This is a genomic window from Pseudomonas sp. PHC1 (genome assembly GCF_046487845.1).
GTDB classification, from domain to species: domain Bacteria; phylum Pseudomonadota; class Gammaproteobacteria; order Pseudomonadales; family Pseudomonadaceae; genus Aquipseudomonas; species Aquipseudomonas sputi.
The window spans coordinates 71,300-92,027 of sequence record NZ_JBJXHJ010000021.1; the positions used below are offsets into that span (position 1 = coordinate 71,300).

Below are 20,728 nucleotides of genomic sequence, written 5' to 3' on the forward strand. Positions count from 1 at the left end.
GGCGCAACAAACTACTCATTTATATCTCCCCTTTCCTTGCCCTGATCAGCCCAACAAGAGGTGCTGGTGCTGCCGGTCGTACGGGTGCCGTGGACCGCGATCAACCTGATCGACTTCTACGCCATCCACAAAGGTCAGTACGACATCGGCTCGAGCTTCCAGGTCGATGCATGAACACGCCGCTGTACGTCGGGCCGGTGTCGGCCCACATCAACGGCGCGGACCTGCGCAAAACTGGCGGGCAGTCTGTAAGCCATCCGTTCTGCGTTGACACATGAAGCCCCTCGAATCCGGGGGGGCGTTCTGTTTTGGATGGAGCCGTCTATTTCGCCTTGAACGCCTCGCGCCGCGCCTGTCGTTCGGCGGCGTACGCCTCTTGCGGCTGGCTGATCAGATCCTCACGTCGCAACACTTCACCGCAGTGATCGCACAGCGGCCCGAGGCCGGCGCTGTGGTTGCAGTGCTTGTGGGTCATGTTCACCGCCAGCCCTTCCTCCGGCGATTTGCACCAGGTTTCGCCCCAGGCGCGTAACGCAATCACCACCGGGTAAAACGCCTCGCCCTTCGCGGTGAGGTGATACTCGTAGCGTTTCGGCCGCTCGTTGTACAAGCGGCGCTCGACCAGCCCGTCCGCTTCCAGGCTTTTCAGACGGGCGGCGACCATCTGCGGCGTACCGCCGGTCTGGGCCAGGATCTCGTCGTAGCGATGGCTGCCCATGAACAATTCGCGCAAAACCAGCACCGACCAGCGGTCGCCGACGATCGCCTCGGCCCGGGAAATCGGGCACAGCGTATCGGGAAGACTATCGTTTACAGCCATCAGGGCTTGCCTCTTTCACAGTTACTATGATTATCATATCAACACGATGCGGGAACAAGCCCTGAGCATCGATCACTCTCATTGCCGGAGTCCATCGTCATGTCGAAACCTCTCTATCCGCTCGACAGAACCGCCTACCTGCTGGTCGATCCGTACAACGATTTTCTCTCGGACGGCGGCAAAATCTTTCCGCTGCTCAAACCGATGGCCGAGCAGAATGGCTTGCTCGACAACCTGCGCAAACTCGATCGCGCCGTACGGGCCCTGCCGATTCCGGTGGTCATCGTACCCCATCACCGCTGGGTCAAAGGCGACTACGAGAACTGGGATCACCCAACCCCGACCCAACAAAAGATCATGCACATGCACCACTTCGCGCGCGGCGAATGGGGCGGTGAATGGCACCCGGATTTCGCACCGAAGGACGGTGACATCGTGGTTCAGGAACACTGGGGCTCCAGCGGTTTCGCCAACACAGATCTAGATTTTCGCCTGAAACAGCAAGGCATCACCCACGTGATCATCGTCGGCCTGCTGGCCAACACCTGCATCGAAGCCACCGCCCGTTACGCATCGGAACTCGGCTACCACGTCACCCTGGTGCGCGATGCGACCGCCGCGTTCAAAGAGGAAATGATGCACGCCGCCCACGAACTCAACGGCCCGACGTTCGCCCATGTCATCACCACCACCGATGAGCTGATCGCCAGCCTCCAGGCGCGTGGTGACGCGAAATGAATCTGACCGGACATCTGCTGATCGGGGCCGCCGACGTCCCCGCCACCGAGGGCACGATGAAGGCGCTGAATCCGGCGACCCACATGCTGATCGAGCCAGAATTCGCCTTAGGTGGCGCAGCCCAGGTCGATCAGGCGGCAACCCTGGCCGACGCAGCATTCGACAGCTACAGCCATACGTCACTGGCCGAACGTGCAGCGTTTCTGCAAACCATCGCCGACAACCTCGATGCCGTGCGCGCCGAACTGGCCGCCCGCGCCGCCCTGGAAACCGGTCTGCCTCAGGCGCAACTGGAAGGCGAAGCCGCCAAAGCTGCGACCCAGTTCCGCCAGTTCGCCGAAGTGGTGCGCAAGGGGCGCTTCCTGCAGCTGGCAATCGACCCGGCACAACCTGATCGCCAGCCACGGCCACGGATGGATCATCGCCTGCAGAAAATCGCCATCGGCCCGGTGGCGATCTTCGGCGCGAGCAATTTTCCGATCTCCTATTCGGTGGCCGGTGGCGATACGGCGTCGGCACTCGCGGCCGGTGCGACGGTGATTCTCAAGGCCCATAACGCGCACCCCGGCGCCTCGGAAATCCAGGCGCGCGCCATCCGTAAAGCGGTGCAGTCGCATGGCTTGCATGAAGGGGTTTTCTCCATGGTGCGCGGTGGCGGCAATGCCATCGGTGAGGCGCTGGTCGATCATCCTTTGATGAAAGCGGTGACCTTCACCGGTTCTGAGGTGGGCGGCATGGCGCTTTATCGCCGCGCTCAATTACGGCCTGATCCGATCCCCGTGTTTACCGAAATGACCAGCGTCAACCCGACCTTCATTTTGCCCGCCGCGCTGGCCGCGCGTGGCAGTGAGATCGGCGATGGCTTTGTTGAGCGAATGCTGGTGAATGTCGGCCAGGCCTGTTTGTGTCCATCGATCCTGATCGCGGTCGAGAGCGAAGGTCTGCAAGCGCTGCGCAGCGCCATGATCAAGCGAGTCAGCGAAGCGCCGGCGCGTACGATGCTGACACCGGGAATACACGGTTCATACGTCAAGGGGCTGGTGGCAATGGAAAGCGTGGGGGCGAATCTGGTGGCGGTTGGCGCGCCAACGGATGGCCAGTTTGCAGGGCGCTCGGCGTTGCTGGAAGTCAGTGGCCAGCACTTTCTCAACGAACCCGCGCTAGCCCATGAAGTGTTCGGCCCTGCTGCATTGCTGGTGACGGTCAATGATGAAGAAGAATTGCTGGCCGTTGCCCGTTCGTTCAAGGGCCAACTGAGCGCAGCCATTCACCTTGAAGACCGCGATCTGGATCTGGCTCGACGCCTGCTGCCGATTCTCGAACGCCGCACCGGACGCATCGTGGTGAACGCCTTCGCCCATCCGCAGGAAGTGACCTTCGCCACCGTGCACGGCGGCCCATTCCCGGCGACGTCGGACAGCCGCTTCACCTCGGTCGGCATGACTTCGATCGAGCGCTTTTTGCGGCCGGTGGCGTATCAGGGCTTTCCCGATGCCTTGCTGCCGGAAGTGTTGCGCGACGCCCATCCACTCGACCTGCCCCGCAGCGTCGACGGCCAATGAAAAATGCCCGGTTCGGCAAATCACCGAACCGAGCAAGCCTTTCAAGCAAGGGAGCAGGTCTTCATCGAGAAGACCCGGACCCAAAGCATCAATTCTCTTCTGCACGCACCACACCGCGCTCCTCCAGCAAACGCACAAACATACTCAGACTGCGCGACACCGTGCCCCGTCGCCACACCAGCCACGTCGTCAAATAGCGAAAATCCGCCGCCAGCGGCCAGACACTCACCGTTGCGCAGCCGGGCATGCTCTGCAGCATGCTGCGCGGCATGAGGGCCAGGCCGGCGCCCGCGCTGACGCAGGCGAGCATGCCGTGATAGGACTCCATTTCAAAAATCTTGCCGGGCACCGCAGCGTCGGTGCTGAACCATTTTTCGAAGTGATGGCGATAGGAGCAGTTCGAGCGAAACGCATAGATGTTTTCGCCATTCACGTCCGCAGCACGCTGGATCGGCCCGTGATGGAGCGGCGAGATGATGACCATTTCTTCTTCGAACGCCGGTATGCCTTCCAGTGCCGGGTGCAAGACCGGGCCGTCGACGAACGCAGCCGCCAGGCGCCCGGACAGCACTCCGTCGATCATCGTCCCGGACGGACCGGTCGACAGGTCCAGATCGACCTTCGGGTGTTGCTGGTTGTAGGTCGCCAGCAAACCGGGAATGCGCACCGCCGCGGTGCTTTCCAGAGACCCCAGCGGGAACGCGCCTTGCGGTTCCTCGCCGGCCACCGTAGCGCGGGCTTCCTGCACCAGATCGAGAATGCGCCGCGCGTACTCGAGAAAACTCCAGCCGGCCGGTGACAGGCGCAGGCGGCTTTTCTCGCGGATGAACAGATCGACACCCAGATCTTCCTCCAACTGCTTGATGCGGGTCGTCAGGTTCGACGGCACGCGATGGATCTGCGCCGCCGCAGCGCTGATGCTGCCGTGCTCGGCAACGGCCTTGAAGATTTCCAGTTGCACCAGATCCACAGTCATTCTCCAATCGTGAAAGAAACACTCTTTATTATTCAGTTTCCAGAAATCAAACGCCACCCTACTCTGAGCGCATCCACTGACCTCGCAGGACGATGCCATGAGCCCGATTTCCAGCCAGACCCACGCCATTTCGATCAACCCCGCCACCGGCGAGCAGATCGGTCACTACGCCTTCGAATCCGCCGAAGTTCTCGACGCTGCACTGACCCGCGCCGCGTTCGGCTTCAACAAGTGGAAACGCAAGCCGCTGCAGGATCGCTCCCGTGCCCTGACCGCGCTGGCCGGTGCTTTGCGTGACAGCAGCGAAGCCATGGCGACCATGATCACCCTGGAAATGGGCAAGCCGATCACCCAGGCCCGTGGCGAGATCGAGAAATGCGCCAAGCTCTGCGAGTGGTACGCCGAACACGGCCCGGCCATGCTCAACGCAGAAGCGACGCTGGTCGAAGGCGGCAAGGCGCGCATCGAATACCGTCCGCTCGGCCCGATCCTCGCCGTGATGCCGTGGAACTTCCCGATCTGGCAAGTGCTGCGGGGCGCCGTCCCGGCGCTGATCGCCGGCAACACTTACGTGCTCAAGCATGCGCCGAATGTGATGGGCAGCGCCTACCTGCTGCGCGACGCCTTCACCCGCGCCGGTTTTGCCGATGGCGTGTTTGAGGTGATCAACGTCACCCCGGAAGGCGTCTCGACCGCCATCGCCGATTCACGCATTGCCGCCGTAGCCCTGACCGGCAGCGTCCGCGCCGGCATGGCCATTGGTGCACAGGCCGGTGCCGCGCTGAAGAAATGCGTGCTGGAGCTGGGCGGCTCCGATCCGTTCATCGTGCTCAATGACGCCGATATCGACGAAGCCGTACAAGCCGCCGTGATCGGTCGTTACCAGAACTCAGGGCAAGTCTGCGCCGCCGCCAAGCGCCTGATCATCGAAGAAGGCGTGGTTGAAGAGTTCACCCGCAAATTCGTCGACGTCACCCGCCAGTTGAAGATGGGCGATCCGTTGTCCGCCGACAACTACATCGGCCCGATGGCCCGTTTCGACCTGCGCGACGAACTCGATCAACAAGTGCGCGACACCCTCGAAGAAGGCGCCACCCTGCTGCTCGGCGGCGGCAAGGTTCAAGGGCCGGGCAACTACTACGAGCCGACCGTACTGGCCGACGTCACCGACCGCATGACCTCGTTCAAGCAGGAACTGTTCGGCCCGGTGGCCTCGATCATCACCGCCCGCGACTGCGCCCACGCCGTAGCGCTGGCCAATGACAGCGAGTTCGGTCTGACCGCTACGATCTACACCGCCAACGTCGCCCTGGCCCAGCAACTGACCAGCGAACTGGAAACCGGTGGCGTGTTCATCAACGGTTACTCCGCCAGCGACCCGCGCGTGACCTTCGGCGGGGTGAAGAAAAGCGGTTTCGGCCGCGAGTTGTCGCACTTCGGCGTGCGCGAATTCTGCAATGCGCAGACGGTGTGGCTGGATCGCCGCTGATCCCATAGCCAAAAACCATGTGGGAGCGAGCCTACTCGCGATGACACCTTCACAATCAACATTGCTGTTGAATGTCAGGCCGCCATCGCGAGCAAGCTCGCCCCCACAGGTTGTGTGTCAGTCCTGAAAATCCGTGCCCGCGATGGCAAAACGGGCTGAGCCGCTTTACAGATACTTCAGCCAGGCGATGTCGCGGCGCCGGGCCTTCAACGCCGAAAACCAGCGCACGGTCGGGAACAGCGCGACCGCCAGCACCATCGCCGCCAGCCACACCGAAGCCACCGACGAGAAGCCGAAATAGGTGCCCTGATTAAGCCCGAACAACGCCACGCCGATCAGGTACAGCACCTTCAGCGCATACAGGTGCAGCAAATAGAAAAACATCGGCGCCGACCCGAATACGGTCAGCCAGCGAATCCAGCGCCGGTCCTGCGCGCGCTCGAACACCAGCAACAGCAGCAGTCCAACACTCACCGTCAACGTGATGAACAACAGCGACGGCGGGTATTTGGTGATGTTGAAAAAGCTCATCAAGGTTTGCACACCGCTGTCACCGAAGGCCCAGGTTTTCTCGCCGTAACCGTTGACCATCCGCAGTGCTACAAAGCCAAGCAGGCCGGCGACGCCACCGACCCACAAGCGGCGCTGGCGCACGCCTGCATCGGCTGCGCGAGCGAACCACGGCCCCAGCGCGTAACCCAGACCGATCACGCCGATCCACGGCAGCAACGGGTAGGAGGTACGCAGACGCAAGCTCTCGCCCGCCTCGATCCAGCTGCGGTCATGCAGGATTGCCCATGGCACGTGCAGTGCCGACTCGGTCCCAAAGTGCAGTCCGTCGAGCAGGTTGTGCCCGGCGATGATCGCAACGCTCAACGTCAGCAGCAGCCAGCGTGGCAGCCAGACCAGCAGCGACAGCGCGATCATGCTCAGGCCGATCGCCCAGATCACTTGCAGATAGATCACGGTCGGTGGCAGCTGGAACGTCCAGGCGAAATTCACCAGGGTGAATTCAAGCGCCACCAGAAACAAACCGCGCTTGAACAGGAAGGCACTGACGTCAGCCTTGCCGTCGTACTTCTCGCCAAACAGCCACGCCGACAAGCCGGTCAGCAGCACGAACACCGGCGCGCACAAGTGCGCAAGGGTGCGACTGAAGAACAGCGCCGGCTCCGTGCTGGCGATGTCCATCGGGTCAGTGACCTGACGATGCAGCAGGAAGGTTTCGCGCACGTGGTCCAGCAACATGAACAAAATGACCAGGCCACGCAGCGCATCAATAGACAGCAACCGGCCAGTCGCCGAGGGGGCAGAACGGGGAACCGCAATCGTCATGGAAGTATCGCAATCGAAAGGTTGATCGATGCAGCCGCCCGAAAGCGGCCGTAAAATTTTCGTTACTTTATAACATGAAAAACCGATCCAATCGCTAGCGCTTCTCAAACAGCGATCACGCGGTACGCAGGATTTCCAGCACGACCTGCAACGGATGGCGCAATTGTCGATCGGCCTGGCGCTTGACCTGACTGCGACAGGAGTACCCGGTCGCCAGCGCCTCGCCCTTCTCCACCGGCGCCTCGATCTGCTTCGCCCAGGATTGCTCGAAGATCACCGCCGACGTTTCGCGATTGCGCGCTTCGTGTCCGTAAGTGCCGGACATGCCGCAGCAACCGGTGGCCTGGGTCGCCAGCTTCAGGCCGACACGTTCGAACACCTGCTCCCATTGCCGGGTGGCGGCCGGGGCGTTGGTTTTTTCGGTGCAGTGCGCCAGCAGGCGGAAGGGGTCGGCGCGGCGTTGATCGTTCTGCTCCGGCATGACCTTGAGCAGCCACTCCTGCACCAGCGCCACCTCCGGGCATTTTTCCATCCCCGGGACTTTCAGATATTCCTGGCGATAGACCAGGGTCATGGCCGGGTCGAGCCCTACCAACGGCACACCGATCTCGGCCAGCGCGCGCAATTGCCCGGCATTGCGCAACGCCGCACGATTGAACGCCGAGAGGAAACCCTGCACATGCAGCGGCTTGCCGTTGGCGCTGAACGGCGCCAGGTAGACCTGATAGCCGAGACGCGAAATCAGTTCGATCAGATCCGCCAGCAGCGGCGCCTCGAAGTAACGGGTGAAGGCATCCTGCACCAGCACCACGCTGCGCTCGCGCTGGGCGGCAGTCAGCGCCGACAACACCTCGACCGACGCCGGTTGAACCTGCCAGCGACGCATGGCCGCATGGAAGTCGAAACGGCTGAGCAACGGCACATCGACCATGCCGCCAAGACGCTCGAGCAAGTGCCGGCTGAACGAGGCACCCATCAAACGGTTATAGAGAAACGGAATCCGCGCCATGTACGGAATCGTGTACTCCAGCGAAGCAATCAGATAATCCCGTGCCGGCCGCAGATAACGGGTGTGATACAGCTCGAGAAACCGCGAGCGGAAGTCCGGCACGTTGACCTTTACCGGGCACTGCCCCGCGCAGGACTTGCACGCCAGGCAGCCGGCCATGGCGTCGTACACCTCGTGGGAGAAGTCTTGTTCCTGCGCACGACTGTTGCGCCAGCGCTGCAGCAGCGTGCTGAAAAACGGCGGACGGCGGCTGGCATCGGCCAACACATCGACCCCCGCCTCGCCCTGCAACCGCAGCCATTCGCGAATCAGCGAAGCGCGGCCCTTGGGCGATTGCGCACGCTGGCGGGTGGCTTTCCACGATGGGCACATGGCGTCGTCGGGATCGAAGTTGTAGCAGGCGCCGTTGCCGTTGCAGTGCATCGCTGCGCCGTAGTCCTGCCAGACTTTCTCGTCGATCTGCCGATCGAGTTCGCCGCGCAGGGTCACTTCATCGATCTTCAGCAAGGCCGCGCCGGGAATATCCGGCGTGGCGATCTTGCCGGGGTTGAACTGGTTGAACGGATCGAACGCCGCCTTCAAGGCTTGCAACGCCGGGTACAAATCACCGAAGAAGGCCGGTGCGTATTCCGAGCGCAGGCCCTTGCCGTGCTCGCCCCACAGCAGGCCGCCGTAACGCTGGGTCAGCGCGGCGACGCCGTCCGAAACGGGACGCACCAGTGCGGCTTGTTGCGGATCCTTCATGTCGAGAATCGGCCGCACGTGCAACACGCCGGCATCGACGTGGCCGAACATGCCGTACTGCAATTGGTGGCTGTCGAGCAGGTCGCGCAACTCGGCGATGTACTCGGCCAGGTGTTGGGGCGGCACGGCGGTGTCTTCGACGAACGGCTGCGGCCGTGCTTCACCGGCGACGTTGCCGAGCAGGCCCACCGCGCGTTTGCGCATACCGTAGACACGATTCACCGCCGCATGCCCGACGGCCAGCGTATGCCCCAGGCGCTCGACCGTGGCGTCGTTGCCCAAGTGCTGGACGAAGGCCTCGACCCGGCGTTGCAGCTCCTCGGGATCGTCGCCGCAGAACTCCACCAGGTTGATCCCCAGCGTCGGTCGCTCGGCGCTTTCCGGAAAGTACTCGGCGACGCCATGCCAAACGATGTCCTGCATCGCCAGCAACAGCACTTTGGAATCGACGGTTTCAATCGACAGCGGCTTGAGCGCCATCAACGCCCGGGCATCGCGCAAGGCATCCATGAAGCCGGCGTAGCGAATGTTGACCAGCATCGTGTGCTTGGGGATCGGCAATACGTTGAGTTTGGCCTCGACCACAAACCCCAGCGAACCCTCGGCGCCGCACAGCACGCTGTTGAGGTTGAAACGGTTGTCGGCCTCGCGCAGGTGCGCCAGGTCGTAGCCGGTCAGGCAGCGGTTGAGGTCGGGGAAGGTTTCCCGGATCAGCTCGCCCTGCTCATCGATGATCTGCCGCGCGCAGCGATACACCTCGCCGGCCCGTCCCTCACGGGCGCATTCCGCTGCCAGCTCGCTTTCTTCCAAGGGACGGCCGTGCAAGCGCTCGCCACCGCGCAGGACCATGTGCAGTTCCAGCACATGGTCGCGGGTCTTGCCGTAGGTGCAACTGCCCTGGCCGCTGGCGTCGGTGTTGATCATGCCGCCGACGGTGGCGCGGTTCGAGGTCGACAGTTCCGGGGCGAAAAACAACCCGGCGGATTTCAGCGCAGCGTTCAGTTGATCCTTCACCACACCGGCCTGCACGCGCACCCAACGCTGTTCAACGTTGATTTCGAGGATGCGGTTCATGTGCCGCGACAGGTCGACGACGATACCGTCAGTCAACGACTGGCCGTTGGTGCCGGTGCCACCACCGCGAGGGGTGATCACCACTTTCTGGTACGCCGGTTCGGCGATCAGGCGTGCCAGCAGCGCCACGTCGTCGGCATCACGCGGGAATACCGCCGCTCGCGGCAAGCGCTGATAGATCGAGTTGTCGGTGGCCAGCACCACGCGACTGGCGTAGTCGGCACTGATTTCACCGCGAAAACCGCCCGTTTCAAGGGCTTTGAGAAACTGCTGGTAATCGGTGTTCAACGCGGTGGAAGGCGACAGCTGGGCAATCATCGGAAGTGCAATCTCGGTCAAAAACGGGCCGTGTGGCGGTGAACAGTTGTGCGCAAGGAATGATTGCGTCACGCTCCCGCCCTCTCATAGGCCTTATGTTCATTGCAGAGCGATGTCGGGACAACCGTAAAATCGACCCGCAATCCATGACTAAAACGAATGAATCCGCGAACCCTTACTCCCTCGATGTCGTTGCTGCTGGCGTTTGAAGCCGCCGCGCGCCATGAAAGCTACACCCGCGCCGCCCACGAACTGTCGCTGACCCAGAGTGCGGTCAGCCGTCAGGTGCAGATCCTGGAAAAGATGCTCGGCATGCGCCTGTTCAGCCGCGAAGGCCGACGGGTGATCCTTACCGACGTCGGGCGCATGTATCAGCGCGAACTGTCCGAAGCCCTCGGCCAGATCCGCAGCGCGACGTTGCAGGCCATGGCGTTTGGCTCGGGGATTCACAGCTTGCGCCTGGCGACCCTGCCGACCTTCGGCTCGAAATGGTTGTTGCCGCGCCTGAAGGATTTCTACACCGCGCACCCAGGCATGACGGTGCACCTGCATTCACGCATCGAGACCATCGACTTCGACACCAGCGAAATCGACGCGGCGATTTGCGTCGGTGGCGGGGACTGGCCGGGGCTGACCGCCCACCGTTTGCACACCGAAGAACTAGTGGTGATCGCCAGCACGCAGCTGTCCGATGCCGAACGCCGTGCGGCCGACCAGGACATCGCAGGGCAACTGCTGCTCAACGTCAGCAGCAACGCTCAGGCCTGGTCCGAATGGTTCAGCCATCACGCCCTGCCCCATCGCAGCATGCGCATCGGCCCGAGTTTCGAGATGACCTCGCACTTGATCCAGGCTGTGCGCGCCAATATCGGCATCGGGCTGGTGCCAAGGATTCTGGTCGAAGATGAATTGCACAACGGCGAGCTGTTGCAACTCGGCGAACCGATCAGCAGCCGACGCAGTTATTACCTGGTGTACCCGGCGCGCAACGAATCCTTGCCATCGCTGAAGGCGTTTCGTGACTGGTTGATGCGCACGCTCTGAAACAGCAGAGGGCGCCGTCTGGCTGATGCCCAGGTGCGAATTGGAATGCATCGATACGCCGAGACCGAAGGTGTCGCACATTTTCGCCAGGGTCTGGGTGTCGCACAGACCGCCCCAGCAATGGTGATCGGCGAGGACAATCTGCACGCTGTTCAGCGCCTCGCCCCAGTTGTCCGGTTTGTACGGAGAATCGACGTGCTGCGCGCCCGGCGCATCGATCCGGGCATCGTCAGCACGCCGTTGCTGGAGCCGGTCAACGCGGGCATGGGCCTGACTTTGGTGCCGCGTTGCGCGACCAGCGCGGTGTTCAGGAATGTGGTGTTTCGCGAGATCGATCGGGGCGAGGGTGTGCAGAGCGAGCTGCATCTGATCTGGCGGGAGAACAACGACAACCCGGCGTTTGCGATGTTGCAGGAGAGCATTCGCCGGGCGGTAAAGGATGGGTGGGGTTAGTAGCGGGCTTGCGGTGACGGGGGGTACTTCAGCGGTGGGGGTGCCTTTGGGCCCGTGATCAATGGTTTCTCCAACAGCTTCCCGTCGGGCCCTACGAAAAGTCGCTCCAGATGTTCTGGCATTGGTTGCGGTGCTCTGGCGGTCATGATGAACCCTCTGATGCCGGGCTGAATTCAACCCATTTAACCTTCGCGGAATCTATCAGCAAAAATTCGGCGCCAATAGGATCCAATCTGCCCTCTTCGTTGAGCCAGCGTGGAAACCTCATCAAAAACTGCCCGGTGTTCGACTCCGGTGGCCACTCGACTGGCCAGCCTAGAACGCGCCTTTCATCCTCCAGATGAAGGGTGATGAATCGGTCATATTGAGCGAAAGCGCAGAACCACTCACTGGGATAGGAAGATTGTTTCGTTACGTTTCTACTGCGCAACCACCTATGCAATTTGCCATTGTTTGCCAGAAAACAAGCCATCAACCCCAGCAGCAACGAAGCAGAAAAGGCCCAACAGGCTTCAGCCTTCGCATCCCACTTCCCTATGGAAAACCCCTCCTCCCCCACCCACACACAAACCGCCCCAATCCCCAGCACCACCCCGTGAATCACAAACGTGAAAATCAGCGCCTGCACAATTTGCCCGGACGTATCCGGCCGCTTGAAGGCCGTCAGGGTGTAGAAAATCCAGGTCGAGACAAACCCCGGGATAAGGTACTGCAACAGCGGAATCACTTCTTTCACCAGATCATCCATGATCGGTCGCTCCTTGAATCAAAAAACAATCCTCCCAACACAGCAATGCCGGCCCGTAATGGGCCTGCATTCAAAGCCTAGCGCACGCGAAAAGAACGCCCGCGCGCAACTGTCACCGCGCATTACGCATCCTGCAGAATCAGATTCACGCCCTTCTCTTCCGCCATCAGCACCGCCGCAGGAAGGTTGATGCACGAGGCGGATCGTTTCATCATCGCGCAAGGTTTCGAGGAGTAACGCCATGACCCGTTATCAGCCGCTGAACTGCGATCTGCACGACTATCTGGAAATCGCCTGCCTGCGCGGCTATCAGCTGGACATTGAGCTGATCGACGGTCAGCGGCTGATGGCCCGGGCCGTGACCACGCGAACCAGCAGTGACAAAGAAGAATTCCTGGTGATCGAGCAACAAGGCGCGCAACAGGAAATTCGCCTCGACCAATTGCTCGCGATCACGCCTCAGGAGGCCAACGCCGAGTTCGGCCGGGTGGTCCTTGCCGGAGGAGTTTGCGGAATCTGAACAAAAAATCCCGCCGGGCATCAACCGGGCGGGATTTTTTGTGAAGCGCCGTTTTACGCAACGACGGGAATCATCGGATCCGCAGCGGCCAGCGCGCTGGTACGGTCAGCCGCTGGCGGATAGATCCACTGGGTGTTGATCTGGGTCTTGAGCGACTTGCCCTCCTCCTTGACCAGTTTCACCTGACGATCCCAGCCTTCGGTGTACACCGCGCCCCAGGCGCCGAGGTCAAGGCAAGTCACGTATTTCGGCTGACTGTATGGCGTCGGGGCGACCCCCAGGATCTGCGCCGCAACGTTGTTGCCGGCATGCCGGCCGAGGGAAATCGCGTGCTGGCAGGTCATCAGGGCGAAGTTGCCGATATCGTCGGTGGCCGCGTACGCCACGTCGCCGGTGGCGAAGATGTCGTCCTGACCGATGACTTTCAGATTGGCATCAACGTGTAGCCGGCCCTGACGATCACGCTCGGCAGGAATCTGTTCGGTCAGGGAGCTGGCGCGCACGCCGGTGGTCCAGACCACGGTTTTTGCCTCATCTGGCAGAGCTGCAAGGGGTGCCGCTGGATTACCTGGCGAAGATCTTCACCAAACTGGCCAAAGGCAAACTGGTGGAGTCCACCGGCGGCGTGCGTGGCGGCTTCACCCTGGCGCGACCGGCGGATGAAATCACCCTGCTCGACATCGTCAATGCCATCGATGGCCGCAAGAACATTTTCGAGTGCCGGGAGATACGCGGACGCTGCGCGCTGTTCGATGGCTCGCCGCCGGACTGGGCGCTGGAAGGCCCCTGTTCGATTCACGCCGCGATGATGACCGCGCAGAAACGCATGGAAGAAGCCATCGCCCAGCAGACCATTCTCGACATCGCCAGGAAGGTCGGGCGCAAGGCACCGGCAGGGTTCAACAGCCAAGTGGAAGACTGGATGCAGGATCGCCGGGAAAAGAAGACCGGTGGCGCCGGCATTCCACTCATCGACCTCTCGGACTGAGCTCGATCAGCAGGCAAAAAAAAGCAGAAACCGATCACCGGTTTCTGCTTTTTTTATTTCGCCATTACAGGCAATCACGCACCGCTTTGCGCAACGACCCGGACTTCGCCCACGGCGGCCCCTGATACAGGGAAACGCGGCTGCCGTCCTTGTACTTGACCACATCGAGAATCTCGTCGGCGGTGACGATGCTCGGCGCGGTGATTCGGTAGCCATTGGAAATCGCTGTCTGGGACGTCTTGGCAACGTCCTGCTGCCACAGCGGCAATACACACGCGGCGTAGTCCTTGGGAGTCTTGGCGCTGGTCTTGCTGACATTCGGCTCGCCCGGCACCAGTGACGCGGGCAACGAACAACCGGCCAATGCCGCCAACAGCATCCCCCCGATCAACATCCGCATGGTGATTCCTTCATCTAAAAAACGCGAATGTACCCTGTAACTGTTCGGACATCCATCGTAGCGCTCTGCCGGCATGCTGCGAAAACCGGGCCTGACAGACGACCCTTGACCCACTCCCGGAAAATGCGGCTACTCTTTTCTACCGAGAATGTTCCGGAGGTGATCATGCGGCTCAATGAATACGAACACGAACTTCAGCGTGACCTGCAAAGCGTGGCATCGGACCTGAGATGGTCGGCGGTGGACCTCAAGCGCATCGCCGAGCAACTGCGCCAGTCGGGCAACGAGGCGGACGCCCAGGCGGTGCTTCGATCCTGCGAAGTGCTGCAAAGCGATGAGGAGCGCCTGCAACTGTATGCCCGGGAAGTGAAAGCCCGCGCCATCAGCCGAACCAAAGTCCACTGAACCTCACCGTGCCCACAGCAGAAAGCCCCGGACAACCGGGGCTTTCTCTTCACAGGCCTTCAGTCTGCCTTGCGATCGCGTACGCGGCTTTTGTACCCCGGCAGCGCGGCGGCGTAGGCCAGCGCCTCCTCGCGACTGGCAAACGAAGCGAGCCGGTCACCCTGCGTGCAGACCCGCCATGGGCCATTGTTCACGCTGAGTACGTCGTAGCCATTCATGTGCATTTTGTTCAGCATCGCCCTGCTCATAGGCACCTCCTGTCTGCTAACGAACTTTTCCACCTTACACCCGCCATGCTTCATCGTGCCGACCGAACGTCGCACTGCGGCCGCGTCAAGTCTCCGGCACTTTTGCCACCGTCAGGCACTCAGAACCTCTAAACCGGCGGCGGCCCGAATATTGCTAATTCATGACAGATTTATGACAACCGATCATCGGGTAACACATGAAAATCCGTGCAACCGTCATTTGCGAGCAGGATCGACACATTCTCCTGGTGCGCAAACCCAGGTGCCGTTGGACACTTCCTGGGGGTACCGTCGAACCGGGAGAAACCCGCGCGCAGGCCGCCGTCCGCGAACTCAAAGAAGAGACCGGCCTGGACAGCGATGACATGCTTTATCTGATGGAATTACAGAACGGCAGCACCCGCCACCACGTCTACGAGGCAGCGGTGCTGAACATTGATCAGGCGCGCCCGCTGAATGAGATCGTCGACTGTCTCTGGCACCCGCTCGATGCGGTGCAGAACCTGAACGTCAGTGACGCCACGCTGAGTATCGTCCGCGCCTTTCGGCGACGCCTCTGACCCTCAGCCGGCGAACGCCCGGCGTCCGGCGTTCATTTCAGTGCGTAGTTCGCCGATGAAATTGGAGATGTCACGAATGGTGACCAGGTGCTCCGGGGAAACCCCGTTGAGCAGCAGGTCGACACGCCCGCTGTCGGGTTCGTAAACCTTGATCTGCAAGAGTCCCTGCGCCGTTTCGGTGCAATCGCAATACAGCGGGGAAAAACCGGATTCGACGATGCGGCAAATGTCGGCAATGGCAATCATGGGGGCACGCCTCACAGGCGTTGGCTCTGGCGACCCGTTCAGCATAGATGAGCTTTTGGCGACCCGCTCTCGCCGCCCATTGCAAAAATTGCCAACCGCTTCACAACTTCAAGCGGCCGCATTCAATGGGCATCGTGATCCCAGATCCAGTTCCAGATCCCAGGCAGATCCACAGGTTTCGACGACTCGCGCACCGTGCGCGACAGTGCGGCTTTTTCCAGCGCCGCGCGATCGTCATAGAACGGTTTGTCTGCCAGTCGCACGCCGGTGGCGGCGGCGCTGTCGAGCAGAATCTGCAAGTACTCGCGGGTGTGGCGGGCGGTATAGCGATTGAGGTCGTGGAAGGTCACCACCACCGGAATGACCCCATCCACCGTTGGCAGTTCGCCGTTGGCAATCCGCTCTCGGACTTGCGACAGCTGACGCAGCATGTTCGCCCGCCGCCGGGGGCTGGCGTTGAAGCCCCAGATTTTGCCGTCGTTGGCGCTCAAGTCGGTCAGCAACACCTGCATATGGTGCTGCTGATAGGCGGCGAAGGTACGTGTGTCGTAGTTCCAGAATGGCGGACGCAGTAACGTCGGCGGCACGCCGGTGATCGCCGCGATGTCCGCCGAGCCGTTGGTCAGCGCCGTTTCAAGCTCATCCGGGTCGAGCAATCGATGATTGGTGTGCCAATGGGTGGCGGTGTGAAAGCCCAGAATGTGCCCTTCAGCGTGCTCGCGGCGCATGACCCGCCGACCGATCTCGCTATTGCCCGCTCGCGGCGCCCGGGTCTGGACGAAAAACACCGCTTTGATATTCGGCTGCAGCGGGTTGTCCTTGAGGCTGTCGAGCACGGTTTCGGTGGGATTGAAAAAACCGGAAGCGCTGGGCCCGTCATCGAAGGTCAACAGAAAGCGCACGGGCGCCTGAGCCTTCAGCCGAGCCTCGGTCTGTGCGGACATTTCGATGGGAGCAGCGATGCATCCGGCCAGACCGACGGCCACCGCCATCGCGCAGAAAAGCTTGAACCACTGTGTCATGTTTTGCCTTGAGCCCGACCGTTGCGGTCATATTGTCGATTGGCAAAACTCCTTCGCCACTGCCGCCTCCCTGCGACCCAATGAGATGGGCCGAGGTTGGATAAAGATACACAGGGTTTGGTTCAGGCGCTCGCTCAGCGTGCCAGCGCCTGTCTGGCGGCCAGAAACAGACACTCCGCATCTGCGACAAACCCCGAGAAATCCCAGGTCCAGCGACCTGGTCTGCAACGCCTTGGCCAACGGCGCGGCGGCCTGGAAGCGGAGCAAAGTCAGCTGGGCGCTGAGCCAGGGCAGCAAGGATTGAACCGTGCAACTAAGCTGAAACCTTCAGGCAGGTGTTTGCCGGAGGGGTGGCCGATGTGCGGAAGACTGTCGCAATACCGGGGCATCCACGATTTCGTCGCGGTGCTGAGCATTCCCGATGCGCTGATCAATCACGTCGGCGACGCGCCGCTGGCGCATTACAACGCTGCGCCCACGACGTCACTGGCCATCCTCCATCAACATCAACAACGGCTGCACGCCGACAATCTGCGCTGGGGCTGGCGCCCGCACTGGGCCAAGGATCGCGCCGCACCAATCAACGCGCGGGTGGAAAAAGTCGCCCACGGGCCGTTCTTTCGAGCGATCTGGCGCCATCGACTGATCGTGCCGGTCGACAACTGGTTCGAGTGGGTCAATGCACCCGACCAGAGCCGACAGCCCTGGCTGATTCGTCGCACCGATCAGCAACCGGTTTTCTGCGCCGCCATCGGCCAGTTTCCGACACCCGGCGGACCACCTCGGGATGATGATGGTTTCGTCATCATCACCGCCAACAGTGAAGGTGGTTTGCTCGATGTCCATGACCGACGCCCGATCGTGTTGAGCGCTGATCGCGTGCAGGAATGGCTCGATCCCGCCACCCCCACGGACCGCGCCGAGCAGATGCTGCTGTTCGAAGCCGAACCCAGCGAAGCGTTCCAATGGCACAAAGTCGGCAAAGCGGTGGGTAACTCCCGTCATCAGGGCGCCGAATTGATCGAAGAAATTGCATAAACAAATGCCGCCGCCATGCGTTATCAAGAGCAGAAGTCCACGCATCGAATCCTGCGCGTTACACGCGGTGTTTCAAACGCGAAACAATCAACTGAAACAATCGTTTGATTGAACTAACCGCCCGTCTGACATTTCAACCGTCATACATACATTTACAAACACTACGGATAGCATGCGCGCCGCATTTCCTTTTGGCATACCAGTTGACCAAAGAGTCAGCAAAACCAGGAATCCCCCACAAACTTACAAGCCTTGCAGAGAACTAAGTTGCGCGACGATTTTGCAATCAAACAGGTCACCGGCCTGGAGTGTATTCATCTGTCCACGACAGAACGCTTTCAACTCGACTGTTTTATCGGCCACTACATCAAGACTCGAAACCTGCGTGACGTACCCGATATCGACCGCATCCTGCGCACCACCCTCGAAAGCTATCCCTGCCACCCGCCGGTGATGGTCAACGAGTTGAATGCCTGGATCGACAAGACCTTGGGTTATCGGGCCGCCCACCCCGATTTCACGCAGCTGGACGATCTGTGATGAACGAAAAAGCCCCGCAATCGCGGGGCTTTTTCGTTGTGGCGTTCAGGGTTTCAGCGGGCGTTCCTGGTCACGATCGGACAACTCGCGGCTGTCATCATGCTTCCAGGTCTGCTCCTTGTGTTTCTCCCGCTCGATTTCTTCTTCACTCGGCTCGTCATCGTCATCGTCATCAGGACGTTTCTGCTCGGTTGCCATGTTCACCTCGCTAACGGAATTAGTGCTTTTAGCGTAGAACTTAAAGCCACCAGCGCAATAGAAAGAAGATCGCCATGCTCAACAGCATGCTGAGCAACGTATTGCGCGTGCAGATCACCAGCCCGATCGCCACTAATGAACTCAGCAGATAAGGGTTATCCCACTGCAGGTTCAGTTGTTTGTCCGGCATGAACACAATCGGCCCGCAAATGGCGGTCAACATGCCCGGCACGGCAAAGCCGAGAAATTGTCGCGCGTTGCTGCTCAAACGCACCGGCAAGCGCGGTTCAAGAAACACGTAACGGTTGAGGAACACCAGAATCCCCATGCCGATAATCACTGCCCAGACCATCATGTGCGCTCCCGATACAGCTTGTTGCAGATAAACCCGGCCGTCATGCCGGCCAGACCCGACAGCACCAGCGCCGAACCCCATTGCCAGTAACTGAACAGCACCGAGCAGAACAGCGACACCGCCACGCAGACCACCGTCGGCACATTGCGTACCACTGGCGTGATCAGGGCGATGAAGGTCGCGGCAATCGAGAAGTCCAGCCCAAGGTGCTCAAGCCCCGGAATACTGCTGCCGAGCACGATGCCAGCCAGGGTGAAGAGGTTCCAGGCGATGTAGAACGTCAGGCCGACGCCCAGGGCGTACCAGCGGTTGAACTGCTGACGGTCGTGCTGACTGGTCAGGGCGAACAGCTCGTCAGTGAGCAAAAAGCCCAGGCCGATGCGCCAACGACCTGGCAATGGCGAGATCACCCGGCGCATGCTCATGCCGTAAAGCAAATGCTGTGAGGTCAGCAGCAAGGTGGTCAGCAATATCGAGAAAATCCCGGCGCCGCCCTTGAGCATACCGATCGCCACCAACTGCGCAGCACCGGCGAACACGATGCTCGACAGGCCCTGCCCTTGCAGCGGCGTGAGGTTGGCTTCGATGGCCATGGAGCCGGCCAGCAGCCCCCACGGGGCAGTGGCCAGGGATAACGGCATGATCGCCGCGGCGCCGCGAAGAAAGGCACGGCGCGGCATTAATGAGTCAGACATAACACGCTTCAACTGTGAGACAAGACCCCGGACTCTGCCAGCAAACATCCGTTGATGGCTTGAACAATCTTGCGCAGTTGGCGCAGCCCCTTCCTTCAGTCGTTTACCGGCGTAACATGGCAACCATTCACACACGCGTCAGGGAGACGACATGCTGTATCGAATTGCCGCCGACGGGCTGGTGCTGTTTCATTTGCTGTTCATTGTGTTCGTGCTGTTCGGCGGCCTGCTGGTGCTCAAATGGCCGCGGCTGATCTGGCTGCATTTGCCGGCGGCGGCCTGGGGCGTGGCGGTCGAGGTGTTGCACCTGACCTGTCCGCTGACCGACTGGGAAAACCTGATGCGCCACGCCGCCGGGCAAACCGAATACGCGGGCGGCTTCATCGAACATTACGTCTGGCCGATCATCTACCCGGCCGGGCTGACGCCACAGATTCAGCTTGTGCTGGGGGGAGTGGTGCTGATGATAAACCTGTTGGTCTACGGGCGCCTGATTCGCCGCTGGAAACTGCGGCGCGCCGCACGCATTCCGTTTTAGCGCGCTTTCAAGGTTTCCAGCCAGGCCGGATCGAGGCGCATCTGCTCGGTGTCCAGACCGAGCGCCTCCATCCGCACCTTGTGCGCTTCGGCTTCCCGGTGCAATTGCGCGTGATCGCTGGAGTTACCATCCAGCTCATGCATCTGGATCAGGCCCAGGTGATAGAAACGCAGCACCTTCATCGCCAGCGGATCCCCCTTTTCCACCGCCGCCGTCACCTGATGCATCACGTTGGTCACGCTCATCAGGCTGCGCTTGAGCCGCCAGCCGTACACCGCGGGGGCCATCCAGGTCTGGTTCCAGAAACGCCCGCGCAGCAACGCCGCCGTCAGCAGAAATGCGCCAAACACCCCGCCAACATTGAACCGCAGATTATCCCCGCCCGGCTCGCCGAACAGCGCCACCGCCACAGTCGAAAACACCATCGCCAGCACCAGAAACAGCACCGCAATGATCAGCGTGCTGCGCCGGGTCTGCTGGCGATAAGTGATGGCATCGATCGGTTGAATCTCGAACATCGCGACAGGCTTCCATGGCTTGAGTTAAAAAGAGGCTGCGCATTATCGCCTCTGAGGCGGATTTAGCTATGCTGGAGCGCCTTTTCATCTTTTCAACGTCCAACGGGGACATGGCGATACCACGCAGATCGTGCCATCTTCATTCAT

At 61.0% G+C, this 20,728-nt stretch carries 24 protein-coding genes and 4 pseudogenes; 13 read left to right on the forward strand and 15 right to left on the reverse strand.

The window, feature by feature from the left end; all coding sequences use genetic code 11:
- Positions 1–60: 60 nt before the first annotated feature.
- A pseudogene (locus ACKJSM_RS22580) lies at positions 61–260 on the forward strand (cytosine permease); the annotation flags it as partial.
- A 62-nt stretch (positions 261–322) separates the two neighbouring features.
- Here ACKJSM_RS22580 and ACKJSM_RS22585 read toward each other — a convergent pair.
- The gene (locus ACKJSM_RS22585) at positions 323–820 is read right to left on the reverse strand and encodes a winged helix-turn-helix transcriptional regulator (protein WP_236182148.1); all 498 of its coding nucleotides are present in this window, start codon (positions 818–820) and stop codon (positions 323–325) included.
- A 99-nt stretch (positions 821–919) separates the two neighbouring features.
- On the opposite strand from ACKJSM_RS22585, the gene ACKJSM_RS22590 reads away from it, so the two are divergent.
- Both ACKJSM_RS22590 and ACKJSM_RS22595 read left to right on the forward strand, forming a co-directional pair.
- Positions 920–1,558, forward strand: coding sequence for an isochorismatase family cysteine hydrolase (locus tag ACKJSM_RS22590; protein ID WP_236182147.1), 639 nt, complete (start codon positions 920–922; stop codon positions 1,556–1,558).
- On the forward strand, positions 1,555–3,120 hold the full coding sequence (locus tag ACKJSM_RS22595; RefSeq protein ID WP_410238913.1) for an aldehyde dehydrogenase (NADP(+)): 1,566 nt from the start codon (positions 1,555–1,557) through the stop codon (positions 3,118–3,120). The genes ACKJSM_RS22590 and ACKJSM_RS22595 overlap by 4 nt, the downstream gene beginning before the upstream one ends.
- An 88-nt stretch (positions 3,121–3,208) precedes the next feature.
- Here ACKJSM_RS22595 and ptrR read toward each other — a convergent pair whose 3' ends face one another.
- Positions 3,209–4,090, reverse strand: a complete 882-nt coding sequence (gene ptrR, locus ACKJSM_RS22600; RefSeq protein WP_039767672.1) for a putrescine utilization regulator PtrR — start codon at positions 4,088–4,090, stop codon at positions 3,209–3,211.
- 103 nt (positions 4,091–4,193) lie between these two features.
- On the opposite strand from ptrR, the gene ACKJSM_RS22605 reads away from it, so the two are divergent.
- On the forward strand, positions 4,194–5,585 hold the full coding sequence (locus ACKJSM_RS22605) for an aldehyde dehydrogenase family protein (protein ID WP_410238914.1): 1,392 nt from the start codon (positions 4,194–4,196) through the stop codon (positions 5,583–5,585).
- Between the two features lie 165 nt (positions 5,586–5,750).
- Here the strand turns inward: ACKJSM_RS22605 and ACKJSM_RS22610 are convergent, their stop codons facing one another.
- Both ACKJSM_RS22610 and ACKJSM_RS22615 read right to left on the reverse strand, forming a co-directional pair.
- Positions 5,751–6,920: a DUF1624 domain-containing protein gene (locus ACKJSM_RS22610; protein ID WP_410238916.1), complete on the reverse strand. Its 1,170-nt coding sequence runs from the start codon at positions 6,918–6,920 to the stop codon at positions 5,751–5,753.
- A 115-nt stretch (positions 6,921–7,035) separates the two neighbouring features.
- A complete protein-coding gene (locus ACKJSM_RS22615; protein ID WP_410238918.1) occupies positions 7,036–10,065 on the reverse strand; it encodes an FAD-binding and (Fe-S)-binding domain-containing protein in 3,030 nt (1,009 codons plus the stop codon).
- Between the two features lie 159 nt (positions 10,066–10,224).
- On the opposite strand from ACKJSM_RS22615, the gene ACKJSM_RS22620 reads away from it, so the two are divergent.
- Positions 10,225–11,109, forward strand: a complete 885-nt coding sequence (locus ACKJSM_RS22620) for a LysR substrate-binding domain-containing protein (protein WP_236182142.1) — start codon at positions 10,225–10,227, stop codon at positions 11,107–11,109.
- Here the strand turns inward: ACKJSM_RS22620 and ACKJSM_RS22625 are convergent.
- Positions 11,107–11,268: pseudogene (locus ACKJSM_RS22625) on the reverse strand (enolase C-terminal domain-like protein); the annotation flags it as partial. The gene ACKJSM_RS22620 and the pseudogene ACKJSM_RS22625 overlap by 3 nt on opposite strands.
- A 36-nt stretch (positions 11,269–11,304) precedes the next feature.
- Here ACKJSM_RS22625 and ACKJSM_RS22630 point away from each other — a divergent pair.
- Positions 11,305–11,562: pseudogene (locus ACKJSM_RS22630) on the forward strand (LysR family transcriptional regulator); the annotation flags it as partial.
- A gap of 142 nt (positions 11,563–11,704) precedes the next feature.
- On the opposite strand, the gene ACKJSM_RS22635 reads toward ACKJSM_RS22630, so the two are convergent.
- Entirely contained in the window at positions 11,705–12,310 is a 606-nt protein-coding gene (locus ACKJSM_RS22635; RefSeq protein WP_410238919.1) for a DUF6338 family protein, read from the reverse strand.
- A gap of 241 nt (positions 12,311–12,551) precedes the next feature.
- Here ACKJSM_RS22635 and ACKJSM_RS22640 point away from each other — a divergent pair, with 241 nt between their 5' ends.
- Entirely contained in the window at positions 12,552–12,830 is a 279-nt protein-coding gene (locus ACKJSM_RS22640) for a Rho-binding antiterminator (protein ID WP_236177779.1), read from the forward strand.
- 53 nt (positions 12,831–12,883) lie between these two features.
- Here the strand turns inward: ACKJSM_RS22640 and ACKJSM_RS22645 are convergent.
- Positions 12,884–13,363 (reverse strand): annotated as a pseudogene (locus ACKJSM_RS22645) (FAD-dependent oxidoreductase); the annotation flags it as partial.
- Here ACKJSM_RS22645 and ACKJSM_RS22650 point away from each other — a divergent pair.
- On the forward strand, positions 13,357–13,818 hold the full coding sequence (locus tag ACKJSM_RS22650) for an RrF2 family transcriptional regulator (RefSeq protein ID WP_410238921.1): 462 nt from the start codon (positions 13,357–13,359) through the stop codon (positions 13,816–13,818). The pseudogene ACKJSM_RS22645 and the gene ACKJSM_RS22650 sit on opposite strands and share 7 nt — an antisense overlap.
- A 64-nt stretch (positions 13,819–13,882) precedes the next feature.
- On the opposite strand, the gene ACKJSM_RS22655 is transcribed toward ACKJSM_RS22650, so the two are convergent.
- On the reverse strand, positions 13,883–14,218 hold the full coding sequence (locus tag ACKJSM_RS22655; RefSeq protein WP_236177777.1) for a hypothetical protein: 336 nt from the start codon (positions 14,216–14,218) through the stop codon (positions 13,883–13,885).
- A gap of 165 nt (positions 14,219–14,383) precedes the next feature.
- Here ACKJSM_RS22655 and ACKJSM_RS22660 point away from each other — a divergent pair, with 165 nt between their 5' ends.
- Positions 14,384–14,623, forward strand: coding sequence for a hypothetical protein (locus ACKJSM_RS22660; protein WP_007950501.1), 240 nt, complete (start codon positions 14,384–14,386; stop codon positions 14,621–14,623).
- Between the two features lie 59 nt (positions 14,624–14,682).
- Here the strand turns inward: ACKJSM_RS22660 and ACKJSM_RS22665 are convergent, their stop codons facing one another.
- A complete protein-coding gene (locus tag ACKJSM_RS22665) occupies positions 14,683–14,871 on the reverse strand; it encodes a DUF2188 domain-containing protein (RefSeq protein WP_339487844.1) in 189 nt (62 codons plus the stop codon).
- 197 nt (positions 14,872–15,068) lie between these two features.
- On the opposite strand from ACKJSM_RS22665, the gene ACKJSM_RS22670 reads away from it, so the two are divergent.
- Complete coding sequence (locus ACKJSM_RS22670) at positions 15,069–15,431, forward strand: NUDIX hydrolase (RefSeq protein WP_339487846.1); 363 nt, start codon at positions 15,069–15,071, stop codon at positions 15,429–15,431.
- 3 nt (positions 15,432–15,434) lie between these two features.
- Here ACKJSM_RS22670 and ACKJSM_RS22675 read toward each other — a convergent pair whose 3' ends face one another.
- A complete protein-coding gene (locus ACKJSM_RS22675; RefSeq protein ID WP_236177774.1) occupies positions 15,435–15,677 on the reverse strand; it encodes a DUF1652 domain-containing protein in 243 nt (80 codons plus the stop codon).
- A 122-nt stretch (positions 15,678–15,799) separates the two neighbouring features.
- Positions 15,800–16,699: a polysaccharide deacetylase family protein gene (locus ACKJSM_RS22680; RefSeq protein ID WP_410238923.1), complete on the reverse strand. Its 900-nt coding sequence runs from the start codon at positions 16,697–16,699 to the stop codon at positions 15,800–15,802.
- A gap of 357 nt (positions 16,700–17,056) precedes the next feature.
- Here ACKJSM_RS22680 and ACKJSM_RS22685 point away from each other — a divergent pair, with 357 nt between their 5' ends.
- Both ACKJSM_RS22685 and ACKJSM_RS22690 read left to right on the forward strand, forming a co-directional pair.
- A complete protein-coding gene (locus ACKJSM_RS22685; RefSeq protein ID WP_236177772.1) occupies positions 17,057–17,737 on the forward strand; it encodes an SOS response-associated peptidase in 681 nt (226 codons plus the stop codon).
- A 267-nt stretch (positions 17,738–18,004) separates the two neighbouring features.
- Positions 18,005–18,277 (forward strand): hypothetical protein, encoded by a 273-nt coding sequence (locus tag ACKJSM_RS22690; protein WP_236177771.1) that lies wholly within the window; start codon positions 18,005–18,007, stop codon positions 18,275–18,277.
- Positions 18,278–18,322: 45 nt separating this feature from the next.
- Here the strand turns inward: ACKJSM_RS22690 and ACKJSM_RS22695 are convergent, their stop codons facing one another.
- From ACKJSM_RS22695 to ACKJSM_RS22705, 3 genes are read right to left on the reverse strand one after another with little or no spacing between them, the layout of a single operon-like run.
- Complete coding sequence (locus ACKJSM_RS22695; protein ID WP_410238925.1) at positions 18,323–18,475, reverse strand: hypothetical protein; 153 nt, start codon at positions 18,473–18,475, stop codon at positions 18,323–18,325.
- A gap of 40 nt (positions 18,476–18,515) precedes the next feature.
- Entirely contained in the window at positions 18,516–18,830 is a 315-nt protein-coding gene (locus tag ACKJSM_RS22700; protein WP_236177769.1) for an AzlD domain-containing protein, read from the reverse strand.
- Positions 18,827–19,525, reverse strand: a complete 699-nt coding sequence (locus tag ACKJSM_RS22705) for an AzlC family ABC transporter permease (protein ID WP_236177768.1) — start codon at positions 19,523–19,525, stop codon at positions 18,827–18,829. Before ACKJSM_RS22705 ends, ACKJSM_RS22700 begins: the two co-directional genes overlap by 4 nt.
- Positions 19,526–19,676: 151 nt before the next feature.
- Here ACKJSM_RS22705 and ACKJSM_RS22710 point away from each other — a divergent pair, with 151 nt between their 5' ends.
- Positions 19,677–20,063, forward strand: a complete 387-nt coding sequence (locus ACKJSM_RS22710; RefSeq protein ID WP_236177767.1) for a DUF2784 domain-containing protein — start codon at positions 19,677–19,679, stop codon at positions 20,061–20,063.
- On the opposite strand, the gene ACKJSM_RS22715 is transcribed toward ACKJSM_RS22710, so the two are convergent.
- Complete coding sequence (locus tag ACKJSM_RS22715) at positions 20,060–20,581, reverse strand: DUF3087 domain-containing protein (RefSeq protein WP_410238928.1); 522 nt, start codon at positions 20,579–20,581, stop codon at positions 20,060–20,062. The two genes, ACKJSM_RS22710 and ACKJSM_RS22715, sit on opposite strands and share 4 nt — an antisense overlap.
- Positions 20,582–20,728 lie beyond the last annotated feature (147 nt).